Genomic DNA, 17,877 nt, shown 5'->3' with positions numbered 1-17,877 from the left:
TTTCTTCATGGTGGCATGCGAATCCATGGCATGGGTCAGGGCTTAATCACGGCCCGGTCTCGCATCAATGCCGTGGTATCTCGTTTTAGTAAGGTGCTTGTAGTGGCCGATCTTGTGTGACCCGAGCACAGGTCCGTGAGCTGCGCAAAGAGGCGCCTGGCGCCTTGCGTGCTGGTGTCTCCTCGGCTTGGTCGTGCGTCCCGGGCTCGGCGGAGAAGAGGCGTTGGTGTTGGTCTGTACGCCAGATCTGGGCCAAGTGCATCTTCGGACAGGACGCAGCAGCGCGGGGGCGGACGCGGAGGCCCTCAGACGGATGATCGTTTGGGCAAGCATTGGGATGGATCAACCGCAAACAGCGGCTGACAGCCGTTGATCTCCGGATATGAAGAAGCGCCTGTGACCATCGTTCGTGCAGGTCACGGGCGCTTTCGTCGGGTGCCCCCGGTAGGAATCGAACCTACGACACCAGGTTTAGGAAACCTGTGCTCTATCCCCTGAGCTACGGGAGCGGGATCTGCGAGGTAAGCCTAGCGAAAGTGTGGGCGTCCGCGCGCCACGATATGGCCCGACCCTGGGGAAGGTGGGTCATTAGTGGTCTGACGTGCGGCAAAGGGCTGGCAAGGCGGGCCGCTGGGGGTGGATCGGCTGGTTACGGTCGCTGTTCGTGACTGGACGGCGGGGGATGCGGGGCGGAGGGCGCAGTGGGCTGCGGCCTGTTGTGCTTGTTGTGGCGGTGTTGGCTCCGGCCGTGCTGGCGTTGGGGTTGCTGGTGGCGGAGCTCACTGACTACGGGGGCGGGTACGGGGCCTTCTCGGTGACGGTGGAGCGGCAGGACGAGCCGCAGTTGATGGGGCCGGTCATGGTGCCGCCGCCGGCCCAGCCGGATCGGGTCTATGAGGGGCTGATCCCCGCGCCGAAGCGGGCCGCTACGGAGGTACGGCCGATGCCGCTGCAGGCCGCACCGGCGCAGCAGCGGGAGCCCCAGCCTGCTCGTACGGCTTCGCCGACGGTTGGACCAGAATGCCCGGATGACTGGTCAGACACGTGGTTGTGGGAGCTTTGCCAGGAAGATGCGCGGCGGCCCGCCTAGGCTATATCGGGAAAACGAGCCGAGATTGGTATGTAACGGCTCTGGAGACTCGAGCCCGAACACTCACCGGGCTGTAGTAACGTGCGTGCCTGACCGGGGTCACGAGTTCGCAAATGGAGGAGTCGATCGTGCCAGCTCCTCGATCAGCGGGTCTGATCGTGGTCGTCATGGTGCTGGCTTCGCTTGTGTCGGCCACGGCTCGCGCTGAGCCTGCGACGGTGCCGACTACTAGCTTGGTCACGGCATCGGCTGTGGAGAGGGTCAAAGCGGACCCCGCCACGCTGACGGAGTTGCGGCGCGAAGCCGAGAAGGCCACCAAGGGCATCGAGCAGGCGACCAAAGCCTTGGTAGCCCGCCAAAAGGAGTTCGACACCTCGGTACGTCAGCTCGAAGGCAAACTGACCCAACTTCGAACCGCGGACGCCGAACTCGCTCTGGTCCGACGCCCCCTGTCCGACCTGGTCGAATACATCTACCAGGACCCGGCATCAGGCGGCATGGGCCCGCTGCTCGTCAGCAGCAACGGGGAGAACGCCCTGCGGACGATGAGCGATTTCAACCAGCTCGCCACGGGCCGGAACCGTGTGGTGACCGACGCGGGCAAGCTCTTCGAGGAGCGGGAACGGCTGGCCACGGAGTCGCAGGACTTACGCGCGACCAAGCTGCTGCAGGAAGCTCAGCTCGCCTTCGAGATCGACACATTGCGGAAGCAGTCCACGCAGACGGTCAAGTCGCTTACGACCGCGTTGGCGAAGCTGGGCGTGAAGCGGGGCGGGGGAGCATGTGACCCCACCCGGGTGGTTCTCGCTGATCAGTTCGCCAACGGGCTGCTGCCGAGGAACATGCTCTGCCCGTTGCCGTTCAAGGGTGAGGAACTCCGGGCGGACGCTGCGATCGCGTTCGCTGATCTGAACCTCGCGTACAAGAAGCGCTTCGGGCAGCCGCTTTGTGTGGTCGACAGCTACCGGAGCCTGCGCGACCAGCAGATCGTCTACTACCAGCGACCTGGGCTGGCCGCCATCCCCGGGCGGAGCAACCATGGGCTGGGGCTCGCCGTCGACTTCTGCGGTCCTATCCGTGTGTACAAGTCGACCGAGTTTGTTTGGTTGGAGCAGAACGGCAAGCGCTTCGGCTGGATTCACCCGGATTGGGCCTACGTCAGCCCCTTCGAACCCTGGCACTGGGAGTATGACCCGAAGGTCGGCTCCCTCCTCTGAACGCCCCCTACAGCCGGTTCGAGGCCCGCTGTACGGCTACCGCCCCAACCCCCGCACCCGAGCGGACTCTGGTTCCTGCAGAAGCGCTATGACACCGGCGTGAGCTGCGTCGTACAAGCGCTGCATCGGGTGGCGGCCTTCGGAACCTCGGTCAGGCATTCGGGGCAGTCCCGAGTCTCTTTCTCGGTCGGCCTGAACCGCGTCATGAGCAGCTCGTACGGTCTGACGATGAAGAAGTAGACCACCGTGGCGACGATAAGGAACGACACTAGGGCGTTGAGGAAGTTCCCGTAGGTGATCGAGGCGCTTCCTATCTGCAGCTCGAGGCTTCCGAAGTCAGGTTTGCCGGCTATCGCAGAGATGGCGGGCGTCAGGAGGTCCCTTACGAATGAGTTGACGATGGCCGTGAACGCCGTGCCGATGACCACCGCGACGGCTAACTCGATGACGTTGCCGCGCAGCAGGAACTTCTTGAATCCGCCCATGGTCACCTCTCGTGTCCGTATATGACGCCCCAAAGTTACCGAGGGTGGATGGCTATGGAGAGCTGACCATGAGACTGCGCGAAAGCCAGCTGAGCGGCCTGCCACGAAGTCGTCGCCAACACCAGGAGCGCGCCCTCGGATCGATCGCCGGCGGCGGTCCCGGCTAGGACGGTGACCCGGCTGACGACCTGGCCGCCGCCGTCGAATTGGCTGCTTGCAGCTCCGGCGGGAACGATGTCTATGGTGTTCACCACACCATCAGCGTCGCCGCTTTCGGCATTCGGTTGCTCAGGCCCGGGCCCGTTGTTGTCGCTGACGAAGCCAGTTCCGATCCCCGCTGTGTTCCCGAGCGACGGGTAGGAGGATCCGCTGGTAGCTGCCAGAACGTCGATGACGTCCCCCGGTGACACCAGTTGAGCGGCATCGGCATCAGCGATCCGAACAGGCGTCGCGACTACGCCGGGACTCTGACCGGCTAACAGTCCGCGGCCGAGTAACCGCACGTCGGTCATCGGCTCGCCGCGACGTATCGGGCCGGTGAGAACCCGCCCTGCCACGGAGACGCCAGGCCGGAGGACTCCATCCGGCAGCGCCGTGGAGGGAAGCCGCAGCACCACGACGTCGCCTGCCGACAGGCGACCGCCGGGCAGATCTCGTGCGGCGGCCAGCACATCGACTCCCTTCGACCCGCTCACCGCGAGAAGAGCACAGGCGACCGAGGATCCCGCGAGCATCGCGGCGAGCAGACGGCGCCTGCGCCCAAAGAACCGGACCAAAGCACGCATGATCGAACTCCGAATGGGATGTCGGCCATCAACTGGTCGTTGTAGGAAAGAGCGCGGACTTCACCAGGAAGCGCGTAGGTGCGCCGGACCTGCTGGTGGGTTCGGGGCCGCGCAGATGACGACTAGAACATGGCCCCTGAGCGTGTCTCGGCTTGCCAAGCCAGGGGACCCTCACCGAGCCGACGCCAAAGAGGCGCGGCACATTCCGTGACAAGGCCGCACGTTTTACGAGATCGCCAAGCCCTGTGGCGACCGCCACGCCCTGCGGCAGGCTCCCGCCCCGGCGTCCTGTGATCCACTCCGCCGAGGCAGGCAACACATGGGCCGATGGACTCCGTCAGCTACAGGCAATCAGACGGAATCGCCCACCAGGCAGTGGCCTCGCAGAGCCCGTCAGAGACGAATGGCGCGAGTAGAAGTTGATGTCAACGGACGGCTAGGGAAGTTCGAAGGGGAGCTTGATCCCGTCTAGGGCGTTTCCGCATGCGCATTCGCGCTCTTCCGGCAGGGCCTGCACCACATCCGCGACCAGCGACCGCATTCGTTCGATTTTGGCGGCGAAGAACGCGAGCACCTCGTCGTGAGTGACACCTTCGCCGGCCTCAACCCCGGCGTCATGATCAGTTACCAGCGCCATAGTCGTATAGCAAAGGGCCAGTTCACGAGCGAGGACCGCCTCCGGATGCCCAGTCATCCCGATGATCGACCATCCCGCGCTGGAGAACCAACGGGACTCGGCCCTGCTGGAGAACCGAGGGCCTTCGATGACGACCAGAGTTCCACCGTCGACCGTGTCCCAGTTCGCGTCGCGAGCCGTACCAACGGCCGCCGAGCGTCCAGCAGGACAGTAGGGATCGGCGAACGAGACGTGCACCGCGCCACCGGCGTCGTAGAAGGTCTGCACCCGCCCCGACGTCCGGTCAACTAGCTGATCGGGAACCACTAACGCGCCAGGTCCGATTTCGGCCTTCAACGACCCCACCGCGCTGGGAGCGATCACTTGTCGCACCCCTAGCGACCGCAGCGCCCAGAGATTCGCCCGGTAAGGGATCCGATGTGGCGGGAACGAATGGTCACGCCCATGTCGAGGAACGAACGCGACCCCACGCCCGCCGATCTTCCCAAGCGTCACTTTGTCGCTGGGAGGCCCATAGGGCGTCGAGATGTCAACTTCCTCAGCGTCGTCCAGGAGGGAGTAGAACCCTGAGCCGCCAATGACCCCGATGTCCACGCGATTGACCATGTCGCCGACCCTAGCGAATCCAGCCGTCGTCGTCCTGGCCCAGATGCGGACCTGTGGATAACCACCGTCCTGTGGATAACCAGGCCTCCGGGTGACCCGGGCCGCTCAGGTGGTTCAGGCGGCCGAGGTCGAGGAGGAAGAGGAAGTAGAGGACGACGTGGACGAAGTGCTGGCGGCTGGTTTGGCGTCAGCCTTGGCCGGGGTAGAGTCGCCCTTGGCTGGCGCCGATGTAGCGGCGGATGAGCTCGACGACCGGTTGTCTGTGCGATAAAAGCCCGAGCCCTTGAACACGATCCCCACGGCGTTGAAGACCTTGCGGAGCTGGCCCTGGCACGCCGGGCATTCGGTGAGGGCGTCATCCGTGAACTTCTGGACGACCTCGAGCTGCTCACCACAACTGGTGCAGGCGTACTGATACGTGGGCACCGCGCTCCTCCTCGTGAACTGGCACTCGACCGGTGCGACTGCTAATACTAAGCCAACTGAGACGTTGAAACAGAACTTGACGGGTGTTTAGTCCCCGCTTTCGCCGTACCAGCCTGCGAGTTTGCCTCTTCGGCTGACCGCGCGCAGACGACGCTCGACGGTATCGCGCTGGGCCGCCGTGGTCACCACCAGGAGCTGGTCCTCCGCGCGGAGGCGGGTGGTGTCGCCGGGGACGAAGGAGCGGCCGTCGCGGACGACCATGGTGATCGCGGCATTGGTGGGCAAGCGGAGTTCGAAGATTTCGACGCCATGCATTTTCGAGCCGGACGGGATTCTGACCTGCAGGAGGTCGGCGTTGAGCTCCTCCAGGGGGGCCGATTCGACGTCCAGGTCACGGGCCTCGCCTTCCGCCGACAGGCCGAGCAGCCTGGCGAGGAAGGGGAGGGTCGGGCCTTGGACCAGGGTGAAGACGATCACGATGACGAAGACCACGTTGAACATGCCCGCCTGACCGCTCGCCGCCCAGGGGATGGTCGCGAGCACAATCGGGACCGCGCCGCGTAGTCCCGCCCAGGACAGGAAGATCTGTTCCCGCCAGGTCACTCGGCCGATCCGCGCCAGCCGTACCAGGGCGACGGAACCGATCACCGAGAGCGGGCGGGCGAGCAGGACCAGAGCGAGGCCGGCCACCAGGCCGGGGACCACGGCAGACGGAAGTTCGGAGGGGCTGGCGAGCATGCCGAGCATCACGAAAAGGCCGATCTGGGCGAGCCAGGCGGCGCCTTCGGCGAAGCCGCGGGTGGCCGAGCGGTGGGGGAGCCGGCTGTTGCCGATGATCAGCGCGGCCACGTACACGGCGAGGAAGCCGCTGCCGTGGGCGACCACCGCTCCGCTGTATGCGAGGAATGCGATCGCCATTACGGCGATTGGGTACAGGCCGGATGCGGGGAGTGCGACTCGGCGCAACAGGTATACGGCGGCGGGGCCGACCGCCAGGCCGACCGCGGCGCCGATGGTGAGCTCGAAGGCCGAAGTGACGAGAACGTTCCACACGGACGGGTCCGGGGCGTTGACCTGGCTCAGCAGAATGACGATGATCACGGTCGGTGCGTCGTTGAAACCGGATTCCGCTTCCAGAGTCCCGGCGAGCCGGGGCGGGAGTGGCAGTCTGCGCAGAACCGAGAAGACCGCCGCCGCGTCGGTCGACGCCAGGATCGCGCCCAGGAGCAGCGCGGAACGCCAGTCCATGTCGAGGAGCCCGTGCGCGGCGAAGGCCAGCACCCAGATGCTGATCGCCACCCCGATCGTGGCCAGCACCAACGCGGTCGGTACGGCTTTGCGAACGTGTTCCCAGTTCGTCGTCAGGCCACCCTCGGCCAGGATGACCGCCAGCGCGATCAACCCCAGCTGCTTGGCGAGCGTGGCGTCCTCGAAGTGGATGTGGCCGATCCCGGATTCGCCGAGGAGCAGGCCGAGTCCCAGATATATGAGCAGAGAGGGCAGGCCGGTGCGATGGGCGATCCGGACGGACGCGATCGCCGCTATCACGATCACCGCGGAGACAAGAAGCCAGCCGTCGAGCTCCAGCTGCACCCGGTCCCCCTTCTCGTTTTATGACAATTCTGTCACACCTGTCACAAAGAGTCCCGATGGCAACGCCGCGTACCGAACGGGGCGATCGTGCGGTTCGCTTGGGACGCCGTTGATCAGTTCTCCTTCGTGCAGCAACGCAACCGTGGGCACATTCGGGCCCACGCGCGCCAGCGCCCGGTCGTACGAGCCGCCGCCACGGCCCAGGCGCATCCCCGTCGACCGGTCGACGGCCAGCGCCGGGACGATCACCAGTGCCGCGGTGCGGATCGTGTCCACACCTCGCCGGGTGTCCACCGGCTCCATGATTCCGAACGGCCCCGGCGCGACTGAATCAGGGCCGTCGTACACCGCCCAGTCCAGATCGCTGTCGGGCCGCAGAACAGGGAGGATCACCGTCGCCCCATGTTTCCACAGGGCGAACACGAGTCCGTGCGTCGAGGGCTCGGTGCCGATCGACCAGTATCCGGCGACCAGTCCGGCCATCTGCACCCAGGGCTGGTCGAGCAGGTTCTCCCTGATGGCGCGGGCACTCTCACGGCGCGAAATCTCATCAATGCGTGATCGTTCACTCAGAATTTCACGACGGAGCTTCGACTTGTCCAAAGACGCCTCCACTAGGGTTCGATTCATGGGTGCAGACTTCGACTCCGTGACGAAAGCCGTTGTCCCCGCCGCTGGCCTTGGGACGCGGTTCCTTCCCGCGACCAAGGCCACACCGAAGGAGATGCTGCCGATCGTCGACAAGCCGGCCATCCAGTATGTCGTCGAGGAGGCGGTCTCCGCCGGACTGCTCGACGTGCTGATGGTGACGGGTCGCAACAAACGCTCCATTGAGGATCACTTCGATGTGGCGTATGAACTGGAGGGCGCTCTCCGGGCCAAGGGCGATGAGGAGCGCCTGTCCCAGATCCAGGAACCTGTTGATCTCGCCACGATGCACTACGTGCGTCAGGGTGAGGCGAAGGGTCTGGGTCACGCTGTTCTGTGCGCGAAGCAGCATGTGGGTAATGAGCCGTTCGCCTGCCTTCTGGGAGACGATCTCATCGACTCGCGGGATCCGTTGCTGAAGCGGATGATCGAGGTCCGCCAGACGTACGGCGGGAGTGTGATCGCGCTCATGGAGGTTCCGAGGGAGCAGGTCTCGCTCTACGGCTGTGCGGCGATCGTCGAGACCGATGAAGACGATGTGGTGCGTATCACTGATCTGGTCGAGAAGCCTCCGGCCGACGAGGCGCCCTCCAACTGGGCGATCATCGGACGGTATGTGATCGACCCGGCGGTGTTCGAAGTCCTGGAGAAGACCCCGCCGGGGCGTGGCGGGGAGATCCAGCTCACCGACGCGTTGCGTACGCTGGCCGGGCGTGGCACCGATGAAGGCGGCCCGGTGCACGGGCTCCTCTTCCGTGGGCGGCGGTACGACACGGGCAACAAGCTCGAATACCTCCAGACTGTCGTGCAGTTCGCTGCGCGGCGTGACGATCTCGGACCCGATTTCCTGCCCTGGCTGCGACAATTCCTGGATGAGGTCCAGTCCTAGCGACATGAAGCCGGTTGAGCGGCATCTCGCCGACATCCTGAACACTGTGCGTCCCCTGGCCCCGCTTGAGGTCGATCTTGAGCGGGCGCTGGGCACGGTTCTGGCGGAGGATGTGACGGCATCGGTGTCGCTGCCCCCGTTCGACAACTCGGCCATGGATGGGTACGCGGTCCGTGCCCAGGATGTGGTGAATGTGCCGATCAGCCTGCCGGTGACCGAGGATGTCGCGGCGGGAGACGGAGCGCTCCGGGCGATCGGGCCCGGGCTGGTCGCCCGGATCATGACCGGGGCTCCGATGCCGGCGGGTGCTGACGCGGTCGTGCCGGTCGAATGGACGAACGCGGGGAGTCAGCACGTCACCATCCACAAGCCGGTTCAGCTGGGGAATGCGATCCGGCTGATCGGGGAGGACGTCAAAGCCGGTGACGTGGTGCTTCGTGAGGGCACCAGGATCGGGGCCGCGCAGCTGGGCATCCTGGCGGGAGTCGGCCGCCGCCGGGTCCGGGTCCGCCCGCAGCCGCGTGTGGTGGTGCTCTCCACCGGGGCGGAGCTGGCCGAACCGGGCACGCCGCTCGGGCCTGGCCAGATCTGGGAGTCCAACAGTTTCATGCTGGCGGCCGCCGTGCGGGAATCGGGTGCCGAGGGCTTCCGGGCCGGAGCCGTCACCGACGATCCGGATCGGTTCCTCGACATCCTGGACGCGCAGCTCCTCCGGGCGGACGCGGTCATCACCAGTGGCGGGGTGTCCATGGGGGCGTACGAACCGGTCAAAGAGGCGCTCGCTCCTCTCGGCCGGGTGGCGTTCGAGAAGGTCGCCATGCAGCCCGGGATGCCCCAGGGCTTCGGGCTGGTCGGTGACGACAACGTGCCGATCTTCGCCCTGCCCGGCAATCCGGTCTCGTCGTTCGTGTCGTTTATCCTGTTTGTTCGTCCGGCTTTGCGGCAGATGCAGGGGTTGCCCGCGGGACTGCCGGAGACTGTCAGCGCCACGACGACAGCGTCTCTGCGATCGCCCGCCGGTCGGCGTTCGTATCTGCGGGCGATCCTGACGGGTGACACCGTGGCTCCCGTACGTGGGCAGGGTTCCCATCAACTCGCCGCGCTCGCGTCGGCGAACGCGCTCGTCATCGTGCCGGAGGACGTGACCGATCTTCCCGAGGGCGCCACCGTGGAAGTGATCCCGCTGTGAATCTCAGCCATCTCGACGAATCCGGCGCGGCCCGCATGGTCGATGTGTCGGAGAAGCCGGTTTCGGTCCGTACGGCTATCGCGTCCGGGCGTGTGCTGCTTTCCGCTGAGGCGGTGGCCGTACTCCGATCTGGTGATGTTCCCAAGGGGGATGCGCTTGGCGTGGCGCGAATCGCCGGGATCATGGGGGCGAAGCGGACGCCTGATCTTGTGCCGCTCTGTCATCCGATCGCGCTGCATGGCGTGAAGGTGGAGCTCACGGTTGTGGACAGCGGGGTCGAGATCGTTGCTCAGGTGAAGACGGCCGACAAAACCGGGGTCGAGATGGAGGCGCTCACCGCCGTTTCGATCGCCGCGCTCGGTCTCATTGACATGATCAAGGCTGTGGACCCGGCCGCCGTGGTCACGGATATACGTGTCGACAGGAAGACCGGTGGTAAGACCGGTGACTGGACCCGGCCGTGACCGGGGGCAACGTCGTGCGCGCGCTGGTGATCACGGCTTCCAATCGGGCCGCGGCGGGTGTATATCCCGATAAATCCGGTGTTCTGCTTGCCGAGCTTCTCGCCTCGGCCGGATGCGATGTCGCCGGCCCGCGCGTCGTCCCTGACGGGGATCCGGTCGAGACGGCTCTTCGCGACGGTGTCGCCGAGGGTTTTGAGGTCATCGTGACCACGGGCGGTACCGGTCTCACGCCCACCGACCTCACTCCCGAGATGACCCGGCGCGTCATCGATCGGGAGATCCCGGGCATCGCGGAAGCCGTACGCCAGATGAATCGTGAGAAAGTTCCCACGTCAATCCTGTCCCGGGGGCTCGCTGGGCAGGCGGGATCCACGCTTATCGTCAACCTGCCTGGGTCGACCGGGGGGGTGCGTGACGGTATGGCGGTACTCGCGCCGATCCTCGCGCATGCCGTCGATCAGATCCACGGAGGTGATCACCGTGGCTGATCCAATTGGGTCGAACCTATGACAGTGGCTGCCAGACTCGCTGCCCCGCCGACACGTACACGGGCTGACCAAGTGCTTTTCCGCACACCCGTCGTGGCGGACTCGCCCTCTTCCGAGGATGATTGACTCGTGGATCGACTGCGCGGCTGGCCCGCGACCCTGGCGGAGGGGCCCGTGGGGCTCCGTCCGCTCCGGCTGCGCGACGTGCGCGCGTGGCGGGATACGCGGCTACGCAACGCGGACTGGCTGCGCCCATGGGAGCCCAGCAATCCGGAAACGCCGCTGTTCCGTACCGGTCTGGGGCCTTATGTCTCCATGGTGGGCACGCTCAAGCGTGAGGCGCGGCAGGGTCTCGCGCTGCCGTGGGTGGTCACGTTTAACGGGGCTTTTGTCGGACAACTGACGGTTGGGGCGATCGTGTGGGGTTCCGCGCGTTCGGCCCAGGTCGGCTACTGGGTGGACGGCGCGGTCGCCGGTCGCGGGATCATCCCGACCGCCCTCGCCCTAGCCGTCGACCACTGTTTCTTCACCACCGGCCTGCATCGCCTGGAGGCGAACATCCGCCCCGAGAACCACGCCAGTCGTCGAGTCGTCGAAAAGCTCGGCTTCCGCGAAGAAGGCATCCGCCGTCGCCAACTCCACATCGACGGCGCCTGGCGCGACCACATCTGTTACGCCTTGACCGTGGAAGACGCGCCTCGCGGCCTGCTCGTCCAGTGGCGCCGTACCCGAGACGCCTCGGCCACGCGCCGGACCGAAGCCCAGTGAACGCGGCCTAACCCCCGTCTGCCGCGCCGATTTACATGAACAGCTTTGACGATCTCGCGACACACCGCACCGAATGCTCGTCAATCAGTGACACGCCGTCTTACGGTGCGTGACGTGAGCACATCTGCGCGACGACCCGTCCCCAGATGTCTCCAGGCAGCCCAGAGGAGGAGGATCGCATGAGCAGCGTCCTCCTTTACCTTGCGATCGTGGCGATGTGGCTGGGCGTTCTCGTCCCGATGTGGCTCCGCCGCGACCGTTATGTGTACGTGGAGGATGAGAAGTTCACGGTTGAGGGTGACACTCTTACCGAACCTCTCCCGAACGCGCACAACTCGGAAGACGTTCCATCCGTCGTGGACGCGCCGTCGGTCGAAGCCGCCGTCCCGGCTTCGGTAAGCTTCGCGGAGGAGCGTGGCTCGGCGAGGGGCGCCAAGGCGTCGAGTTCGCCGGCGCCTGCCGCGGTCCCCGAGAGCGACTCCGTGACGCATGTCACGGGCGACCCCCGGCGTGCGGAGTGGCGGCGTCGGGCGCGCATCACCGCTCGCCGCCGTAGGCGCCTGCTGTGGAGCGTGCTGCTGTTCCTGGCGTCCGTGGTGACGGCGGCCGTGCAGATCGTGCCCTGGTGGGGTGTGGCTCCGTCCGGGCTGCTTCTGGTCGGTTACCTGGCGGTGCTGCGGGTGGCCGTACGGATCGATGGGGAGCAGCGTGAGCTGGCCGCCAGAGCGTACGCCGCGCGGGCACGTCAGGCCCGTGAACTGCGACGCCGGCTGGAGGAGGCCGCCCGCGAAGCCGAGATCATCGAGATCGAGGCTCGGCGCCGGGTTCAGGTCTTCGATCAGTACGCGGACCACAGACGCGCGGTCGGCGACTGATCAGATGGCGCGAAGACCCCTGGAAGTTTGCTAACCTAAACGAGTCCACGGGGCTATAGCGCAGTCCGGTAGCGCACTTCGTTCGCATCGAAGGGGTCTGGGGTTCAAATCCCCATAGCTCCACCCAGGTCAAGCCCCCCTGTGATTGTTTACAGGGGGGCTATTTGCGTCCCATACAGCCGAGAAGTACAGCAGTAGGGTTCGCCGGTCGTGGTCTGAAGGCTCAGAATGCCAGCGTGCTCCCGAGCCGACGTAGCGCCTCGGCTGTCGCCTCGTCCGTCGCTTCGGTGCAGACCTCCATGGTCACAGCTATGCGGCTATGCTGGAGAATTCGCATGGCCACCCGGGGGGCCGGTATAAGCGAGCGACTGCCCGTCCAGGGCAAGAACAAAGGCAGACTCACCCTCAAGCGCCGGACCAGGCAGGTGGCGGTCCACGTTCCTTTGCGCTTCCGGTCACGATCTTCCGTTTTGGTGGTCACGTCGGTTTTGCGTTCGAGCGCGCTCGAAGGCATAGCGTCCCCGCCATGACGACACAGACCTGGATCATCACGGGCGCGTCCCGCGGGTTCGGACGCGCACTGGCGGAGTCGGCGCTCGCGGCGGGCGACCACGTGGTGGCGGCGGTGCGCCGGCCCGAGAGTGTGGCCGATCTGGAGGCCAAGTACCCGGACAACTGCCTGATCGCGAAGTTCGATGCCCGGGACATCGCCGCGGCCCCGGACCTCGTGCGCGACACCCTCGAGCGCTTCGGTCAGCTCGATGTGCTGGTCAACAACGCGGGCCGGGCCGTGGTCGGAGCGGTCGAGGAGGTCAGCGACGCGCAGTTGCGCGAGTTGATGGATCTGCACCTGTTCGGCCCCGCCGCGCTCGTCCGGGCGGCGCTGCCCACGATGCGTGAGCGGGGCACCGGGACGATCGTGCAGATGAGCAGCCAGGGTGGGCGGACGTCGTTCCCTGGCGTGTCGGCGTACTCCGCGTCGAAGTTCGCCCTCGAAGGCTGGTCCGAGGCACTGGCCGGGGAGGTCGCGCCATTCGGGATCCGGGTGATGCTCGTCGAGCCCAGCCGGTTCAGGACTGGCTTCAACGGGGGCGATGTGCTCGAGTTCGTCGAGCCGTCCGCGACCTACCGTGACTTGCTCGCCAACGTCCGTGCGGACATGGCCGGGACCGACGGCCGCCAGGAGGGTGACCCGGCGCGAGCGGCCGAGATCATCGTGTCCCTCGCGCACGGCGACGAGGTGCCGCTGCGGCTGCCGCTCGGGCGCGAGGCGGTCGAGCGTATCTCGCGTGCCTACCGGCGCGGCCTGGACGAGGTCGAGCAGTGGGCCGAGACCGCCCGCAGCGCCGACTTCGAGGGTGTCTCTGCATCGGTACGGCCCATCTAGGCTCGTGGTCATGGCCACCGACGATCTGATGACCAGGGCGCTCGAAGCGCTTGGGGACGACGGTCCGCTGTCGGTCGAGGCGATCCACCGCCTCGCCGACCTGGCCGATCTGCCCGAGACGATGACGATCGCCGAGGTTGCCGACCTCCTCGACATCTCGCCCCACACGCTGCGCTATTACGAGCGGGCCGGGCTGGTCGAGGTGGCCCGCGACGGTAATGGTCATCGCGTCTACGACGCCGAAGCGGTTCGGCGCCTGGTGTTCCTCACCCGGATGCGGCTGTCCGGTATGCCGATGCGCGACCTGCAGCACTACATCTCGCTCGTCGATGCCGGAGGGCACACGGTGCCGGAGCGGCTCGATGTGCTGGTCGAACATCGCGACACCATCCGCCGCCGGATCCGTGAGCTGACCCTTTCCCTCACGGCGGTCGAATACAAGATCGCCACGTACGGGGGCTCGACCGGGCCGGACGTTCAGGCCCTCGGCACCACCACCGGTACCGACCGTACGGCGCTGCCGGACGAGCCGCTGCGACGGGCACTCCCGGCAGAGTGAGGGACGCCGACGCTCGCCGGGCTGCTTGCGGTAGTCCGGCCTCCCTCCAATCTCCGGCCACAGCCCCTGCGGGAAACGATCACTTCCCCGCTGGGAAACGATCTTCAAGGCTTCGCATTCTCCAAGTTCAACTGCACTCGTGAACTCCCCACAAGGAGTCGTTCTTGAGATGGCTTGAAGGATGTTGACGGGATTCCGTCCGATCACCTCGATTGGACGGGATTTCGTGTTTCCAGGGTCTGGAAGCCGCTGGATGGGCTGGTTCTGGCGCATGTGGTGGCTGCGGCGGAGGGCGCTGGTGGTGTTGGACCGCTGTGAGCGCGTGCGGGATTGGCCGGTGGGCGTGCGAGGCCCAACGGTCGGCGGGATGCTGTGCGATTGGCGGCGGAGTCGATCAGTCGCGCGGTGGTGGTCGGCTATAGGCGAGCTGAGATCCGGTTCGTCGGGTCTGGTCACGTCCCAGGGCGATTTCAAAGTCTGAGCGCGATCGTCGTCAGTGACGCTACGTAGCGATCAGGTGGAGGGCGCGCATGGGGTTACGGCCGATCTTCTGTACAGTTCGGGTGATCTCGGTGACGCCGGAACGGCGGAGCAGGCTCAGGGCGAGATTTCTCAGGGTGGCCAGCACCTGCGGGCCGCTGCCCAGGTAGGCCTGACGGTCGTCCTCGTCCCAGACGGTGTCGCGACAGCGGTGCTCAAGATTTTCCACTCCCCAGTGTCCACGGGTGTGCCGGTCGATCCCGGCGGCGTCCAGCCGGTCGGCTGCGCGGCTGGTCACGACGATCGCGAACTCCTTGCGGAGCGGCTGGCCGGTAGCCTCGGTCACGTCGCGGCGGATGACCCCGAGTTGGGCGGCATGCGGCAGGTCGAGGCCGTCGACGGCGGTGGCGCCGCAGGTCCAGGTGCTCCAGGTGTTGATCCGGCCGCGGGCGTGCTGCTGGGTGACGTGGTGGGCCGGACCGCTGGTGATCAGGGCGGTGCGGGCGGCGATGGCGGCCTTGAGCAGGTTGGGGCGGTTGCCCTTGATGGTGAGCAGGTAGTCGGCCTGTTTGTCTTCCACGATGTGGCGGGCGGTGTCGTCCTGGGTGTGGGCGGCGTCGGCGGTGATCAGCGCTCCGCGCAGGTCCATCGGCGCGAGCAGCGGCTCGACCTGGGTGATCTCGTTGGTGCCGGCCGGGACGGCGACCTGGCCCAGCATGGTGCCGTGGGTGTGCAGCATCGCGGAGAACAGGGTGAGCATGCCGTTCTCGTCCCAGGCGCCGCGCAGCACCTTGCCATCCAGCGCGACCACCCACTCGGCCGGGCTGCCTGCGGCGAACTCGCGCAGCCATGTCCCGACCCGCAGGTCCAGTTCCGCGGCGTCCAGGCTGGTCAGGACGCGATACAGGGTGCTGCCGCTGGGGGCGCGATATCGGCCATGGGAGGGGCAGAAGCGGGCTCCGGCCAGCCATAACAGGTCCTGTGGCAGGTCATCGGCGTGGTCACCCATCTCCCGGTGGTTCTTCGCACCGCTCAAGGTGGTGATGACCGCGACCGCCAGCACCGCGGTGAGCGAATGCCGTACCCCACGCGGGTCCCGCGGATCGCTCACCTGCGCGAGCATTGCCAGCAACCCTTGCGCCGGCCCGGTGTCGGCACCCCGGCCGTGCTCAGTGCCACCTTCCAGCGCGGGCGACTCGATTCCGGGCACGACAGCATGCGAGACTGACACCGATGATCTTCTTGCGGGTGGGTGAGCGTAGAGGCCTCCCATGATCCCGTACAGAAGGTCATCCCCATATCTGGGCTCCGATCGTCACGCTCTGCGATATCCAACGAATCGGACGCAAGATCCCAGACACCCCAAGCAGGCGACTTCGAAATCGCTCTGGGTCACGTCCTGAGGCGGTGGCTCGGGACGGTCGTGGACTTGCCGTCAGCTGAGCAGGATGTGCTGGTTGGCCATTCAATGCGCACCTCGGCCCGGCTTTCGACCCGACCAGTCATCGTGACCAAACCTAGACGAGCGCTGCCCATTCCCCAGAGAAGTCCAGGGGGTGGTTGCAATAGATCTGCGTAGGAGATGGCTCCTGCAGCAACGCATCTCGAAAGAAATCGAACCTATCGGCTACCGAAAGATTATCGACGTTAATCAGCACGGGCATGGTTGGTAACCACCCTTTTGTGCACGCGCTGCGGCGAGCGACCGAACGCCCCAAGCCTCTACTAGTGGCTCGGAACTCCGCCATGGCGCCTCTTCGATTCGAGTGCCCATCACCGCCTGGGCGATCATGACACATCAGCTGATCGTTCGGATGGCGCAGGGGAACCCGAGATGAGTGGCGCGGGCCTGGCGGCGATAAGCCTTGACTGTGTTGGTCGGCAGGGCGCACCGGTCCGGGTTCGCATCGAGGCGGTCGAGCGCCGCGGCGGCTGCCTCTACGGCCCCGTCGCGAGCTACATCCCTGCCTCTGCCCCGGCCTCCGAGGGGTGAAGTGCTTCGCCGGGCTCCATCCCAGTTCCGCTTCCCAGGCACCGGCACAGATCGAAGGATGATGAGCGGATCTCCATCAGGCGCGGGCTGGCGAGGTTGACCTAAACCGCGCCCAAGAACCTAGCTCGGGCCGGTCGGCAGGGCGCTCCGCATCCTCGAGTGCCACCAGGACGCCGTGCTGGACATGGTGACCGAGCCGATCATCGGCGCGGCGAGCATTCGCTGCCAGTGGGCGCTTCAGCCCGGCTGTCTTCGATCTACAGATTCTTTATAGGCGAATTAGAGCCCCTCCGTTGAAAGTGAGGTGGCAATCGAAGCCCTTCTCCCGACAGTGGGATCGGAAGGAAAATTATGAACCTCATCGGGCGTTGTCGCCGTCACCTGGCCCAGCTCTTCGCATTCGTTCTAGTGGTCGTTACCTGCACGCTCGGCCTGGGCGTGATCCAGGCCTCGCACGCCTCGGCCGCATCCACCGTCGGTGGTCAGATCACCCAGTCGGAGCTGATCGCACGCGCCTGGGACTGGGTCAACCGGCGGCCCTACATCCGGTACGACAGCAGTGGGAAGACCGGCGCGCCCGACATGCAGGGCAAAAACTACCGTCCGGATTGTTCGGGGGCGGTGTCGATGGCGCTGCACATGAACACGAGCTACAACACCACGACGCTGCGAACGGCGCCCGGAGTTTCACTGATCAGCGCGCATCCGTCCAGTTCGACCGACTTGCGGCCGGGTGACTTCCTCAATGTGGTCAACGGGCCGAACGGCGAACATCATGCGGTCCTGTTCGACCGCTGGGAATCGGATCACGTCCATTTCTCGGTCTTCAGTTTCGGCGGCGGCGCCGACGGGAGCGCTCCCCCGGAGCACGAAACGAACAGGACATTCAGCGGGAGGATCGGCGGCCACCCCGCGTCCGTTTACAGCGCCTACCGATACTCCAACGTGATTTCCGACGTGCCTGGCAGCGCGGTCGAAGGGGCGCTCTACCGCGAGCCGAGCGGGACCATCGCGGTCATCGCCGGCGGCGCGCCGGTCAGCTTCATCAACCCGGCGGAACTGACGGCGTCCGGCTACGGTGGCGCCCCGATGACCGCCGTCCCCGACGGCTGGCTGCAGAGCCTCCCGCAGTCCCCGCGGAACGGCACCTACTTGCGCAACGCGGCCAACGGCTCCATCTACGTGACCGTCGGCGGCGCCAAGTACGGCTTGAACGCGGCCGAGTACGCGGCGCTGGGCAGCCCCTTGGCCACGAACGTGCCCGTGCGCTTCCTCGACCTGTTCGGCGGGACCCCTCT

At 66.1% G+C, this 17,877-nt stretch carries 18 protein-coding genes and 2 tRNA genes; 12 read left to right on the top strand and 8 right to left on the bottom strand.

Annotated features, from left to right (window positions below):
- Window positions 1-436 precede the first annotated feature (436 nt).
- Window positions 437-509 (bottom strand) — tRNA-Arg (locus Acor_RS39860).
- Between the two features lie 260 nt (window positions 510-769).
- Between Acor_RS39860 and Acor_RS39855 the strand changes: the two genes are divergently transcribed.
- Complete coding sequence (locus Acor_RS39855; RefSeq protein WP_170317337.1) at window positions 770-1,090, top strand: hypothetical protein; 321 nt, start codon at window positions 770-772, stop codon at window positions 1,088-1,090.
- Window positions 1,091-1,203: 113 nt separating this feature from the next.
- Window positions 1,204-2,307 (top strand): M15 family metallopeptidase, encoded by a 1,104-nt coding sequence (locus Acor_RS39850; RefSeq protein WP_246239805.1) that lies wholly within the window; start codon window positions 1,204-1,206, stop codon window positions 2,305-2,307.
- A gap of 86 nt (window positions 2,308-2,393) precedes the next feature.
- Here the strand turns inward: Acor_RS39850 and mscL are convergent, their stop codons facing one another.
- The 6 genes from mscL to Acor_RS39820 all read right to left on the bottom strand — a co-directional run bounded on the left by mscL (window position 2,394) and on the right by Acor_RS39820 (window position 7,442).
- Complete coding sequence (gene mscL, locus Acor_RS39845; RefSeq protein ID WP_155341953.1) at window positions 2,394-2,792, bottom strand: large conductance mechanosensitive channel protein MscL; 399 nt, start codon at window positions 2,790-2,792, stop codon at window positions 2,394-2,396.
- 35 nt (window positions 2,793-2,827) lie between these two features.
- On the bottom strand, window positions 2,828-3,577 hold the full coding sequence (locus Acor_RS39840) for a CpaB family protein (protein WP_155341952.1): 750 nt from the start codon (window positions 3,575-3,577) through the stop codon (window positions 2,828-2,830).
- Between the two features lie 436 nt (window positions 3,578-4,013).
- On the bottom strand, window positions 4,014-4,820 hold the full coding sequence (locus Acor_RS39835) for an S-methyl-5'-thioadenosine phosphorylase (RefSeq protein WP_155341951.1): 807 nt from the start codon (window positions 4,818-4,820) through the stop codon (window positions 4,014-4,016).
- Window positions 4,821-4,934: 114 nt separating this feature from the next.
- A complete protein-coding gene (locus Acor_RS39830) occupies window positions 4,935-5,246 on the bottom strand; it encodes an FmdB family zinc ribbon protein (RefSeq protein ID WP_155341950.1) in 312 nt (103 codons plus the stop codon).
- Between the two features lie 87 nt (window positions 5,247-5,333).
- The gene (locus Acor_RS39825; protein WP_308805724.1) at window positions 5,334-6,839 is read right to left on the bottom strand and encodes a potassium/proton antiporter; all 1,506 of its coding nucleotides are present in this window, start codon (window positions 6,837-6,839) and stop codon (window positions 5,334-5,336) included.
- Between the two features lie 18 nt (window positions 6,840-6,857).
- Window positions 6,858-7,442, bottom strand: a complete 585-nt coding sequence (locus Acor_RS39820) for a 5-formyltetrahydrofolate cyclo-ligase (protein ID WP_155341949.1) — start codon at window positions 7,440-7,442, stop codon at window positions 6,858-6,860.
- Between the two features lie 25 nt (window positions 7,443-7,467).
- On the opposite strand from Acor_RS39820, the gene galU reads away from it, so the two are divergent.
- The 9 genes from galU to Acor_RS39775 all read left to right on the top strand — a co-directional run bounded on the left by galU (window position 7,468) and on the right by Acor_RS39775 (window position 14,106).
- Window positions 7,468-8,376 (top strand): UTP--glucose-1-phosphate uridylyltransferase GalU, encoded by a 909-nt coding sequence (galU, locus tag Acor_RS39815; protein WP_155341948.1) that lies wholly within the window; start codon window positions 7,468-7,470, stop codon window positions 8,374-8,376.
- Between the two features lie 4 nt (window positions 8,377-8,380).
- Window positions 8,381-9,565 (top strand): molybdotransferase-like divisome protein Glp, encoded by a 1,185-nt coding sequence (gene glp / locus Acor_RS39810; RefSeq protein ID WP_155341956.1) that lies wholly within the window; start codon window positions 8,381-8,383, stop codon window positions 9,563-9,565.
- Window positions 9,562-10,029, top strand: a complete 468-nt coding sequence (moaC, locus tag Acor_RS39805) for a cyclic pyranopterin monophosphate synthase MoaC (RefSeq protein WP_155341947.1) — start codon at window positions 9,562-9,564, stop codon at window positions 10,027-10,029. The genes glp and moaC overlap by 4 nt, the downstream gene beginning before the upstream one ends.
- Window positions 10,026-10,517: a MogA/MoaB family molybdenum cofactor biosynthesis protein gene (locus tag Acor_RS39800; protein WP_246239802.1), complete on the top strand. Its 492-nt coding sequence runs from the start codon at window positions 10,026-10,028 to the stop codon at window positions 10,515-10,517. The genes moaC and Acor_RS39800 overlap by 4 nt, the downstream gene beginning before the upstream one ends.
- A gap of 129 nt (window positions 10,518-10,646) precedes the next feature.
- Entirely contained in the window at window positions 10,647-11,285 is a 639-nt protein-coding gene (locus Acor_RS39795; RefSeq protein ID WP_155341946.1) for a GNAT family N-acetyltransferase, read from the top strand.
- Window positions 11,286-11,464: 179 nt separating this feature from the next.
- Window positions 11,465-12,160, top strand: coding sequence for a divisome protein SepX/GlpR (sepX, locus tag Acor_RS39790; protein WP_155341945.1), 696 nt, complete (start codon window positions 11,465-11,467; stop codon window positions 12,158-12,160).
- 49 nt (window positions 12,161-12,209) lie between these two features.
- Window positions 12,210-12,283, top strand: a tRNA-Ala gene (locus Acor_RS39785).
- A gap of 403 nt (window positions 12,284-12,686) precedes the next feature.
- Entirely contained in the window at window positions 12,687-13,547 is an 861-nt protein-coding gene (locus Acor_RS39780; protein WP_155341944.1) for an SDR family NAD(P)-dependent oxidoreductase, read from the top strand.
- Between the two features lie 10 nt (window positions 13,548-13,557).
- A complete protein-coding gene (locus tag Acor_RS39775) occupies window positions 13,558-14,106 on the top strand; it encodes a MerR family transcriptional regulator (protein ID WP_155341943.1) in 549 nt (182 codons plus the stop codon).
- A 502-nt stretch (window positions 14,107-14,608) separates the two neighbouring features.
- Here Acor_RS39775 and Acor_RS39770 read toward each other — a convergent pair.
- The gene (locus Acor_RS39770; protein WP_170317336.1) at window positions 14,609-15,796 is read right to left on the bottom strand and encodes an ISAs1 family transposase; all 1,188 of its coding nucleotides are present in this window, start codon (window positions 15,794-15,796) and stop codon (window positions 14,609-14,611) included.
- Window positions 15,797-16,930: 1,134 nt separating this feature from the next.
- Between Acor_RS39770 and Acor_RS39765 the strand changes: the two genes are divergently transcribed.
- On the top strand, window positions 16,931-17,877 hold a 947-nt coding region (locus Acor_RS39765), incomplete at its 3' end, for a hypothetical protein (RefSeq protein WP_218034793.1).

The organism is Acrocarpospora corrugata (assembly GCF_009687845.1).
GTDB lineage: Bacteria > Actinomycetota > Actinomycetes > Streptosporangiales > Streptosporangiaceae > Acrocarpospora > Acrocarpospora corrugata.
Note: the sequence above shows the minus strand (reverse complement) of the source record. Positions and strands in the feature narration are given on the sequence as shown.

Bases quoted from the DNA above. Each gene is read 5' to 3' on its own strand.
- sepX (WP_155341945.1), top strand. From the start codon at position 11,465: ATGAGCAGCGTCCTCCTTTACCTTGCGATCGTGGCGATGTGGCTGGGC.
- glp (WP_155341956.1), top strand. From the start codon at position 8,381: ATGAAGCCGGTTGAGCGGCATCTCGCCGACATCCTGAACACTGTGCGT.
- galU (WP_155341948.1), top strand. From the start codon at position 7,468: ATGGGTGCAGACTTCGACTCCGTGACGAAAGCCGTTGTCCCCGCCGCT.
- Acor_RS39850 (WP_246239805.1), top strand. From the start codon at position 1,204: ATGGAGGAGTCGATCGTGCCAGCTCCTCGATCAGCGGGTCTGATCGTG.
- Acor_RS39780 (WP_155341944.1), top strand. From the start codon at position 12,687: ATGACGACACAGACCTGGATCATCACGGGCGCGTCCCGCGGGTTCGGA.
- Acor_RS39775 (WP_155341943.1), top strand. From the start codon at position 13,558: ATGGCCACCGACGATCTGATGACCAGGGCGCTCGAAGCGCTTGGGGAC.
- mscL (WP_155341953.1), bottom strand. From the start codon at position 2,792: ATGGGCGGATTCAAGAAGTTCCTGCTGCGCGGCAACGTCATCGAGTTA.
- Acor_RS39835 (WP_155341951.1), bottom strand. From the start codon at position 4,820: ATGGTCAATCGCGTGGACATCGGGGTCATTGGCGGCTCAGGGTTCTAC.
- Acor_RS39840 (WP_155341952.1), bottom strand. From the start codon at position 3,577: ATGCGTGCTTTGGTCCGGTTCTTTGGGCGCAGGCGCCGTCTGCTCGCC.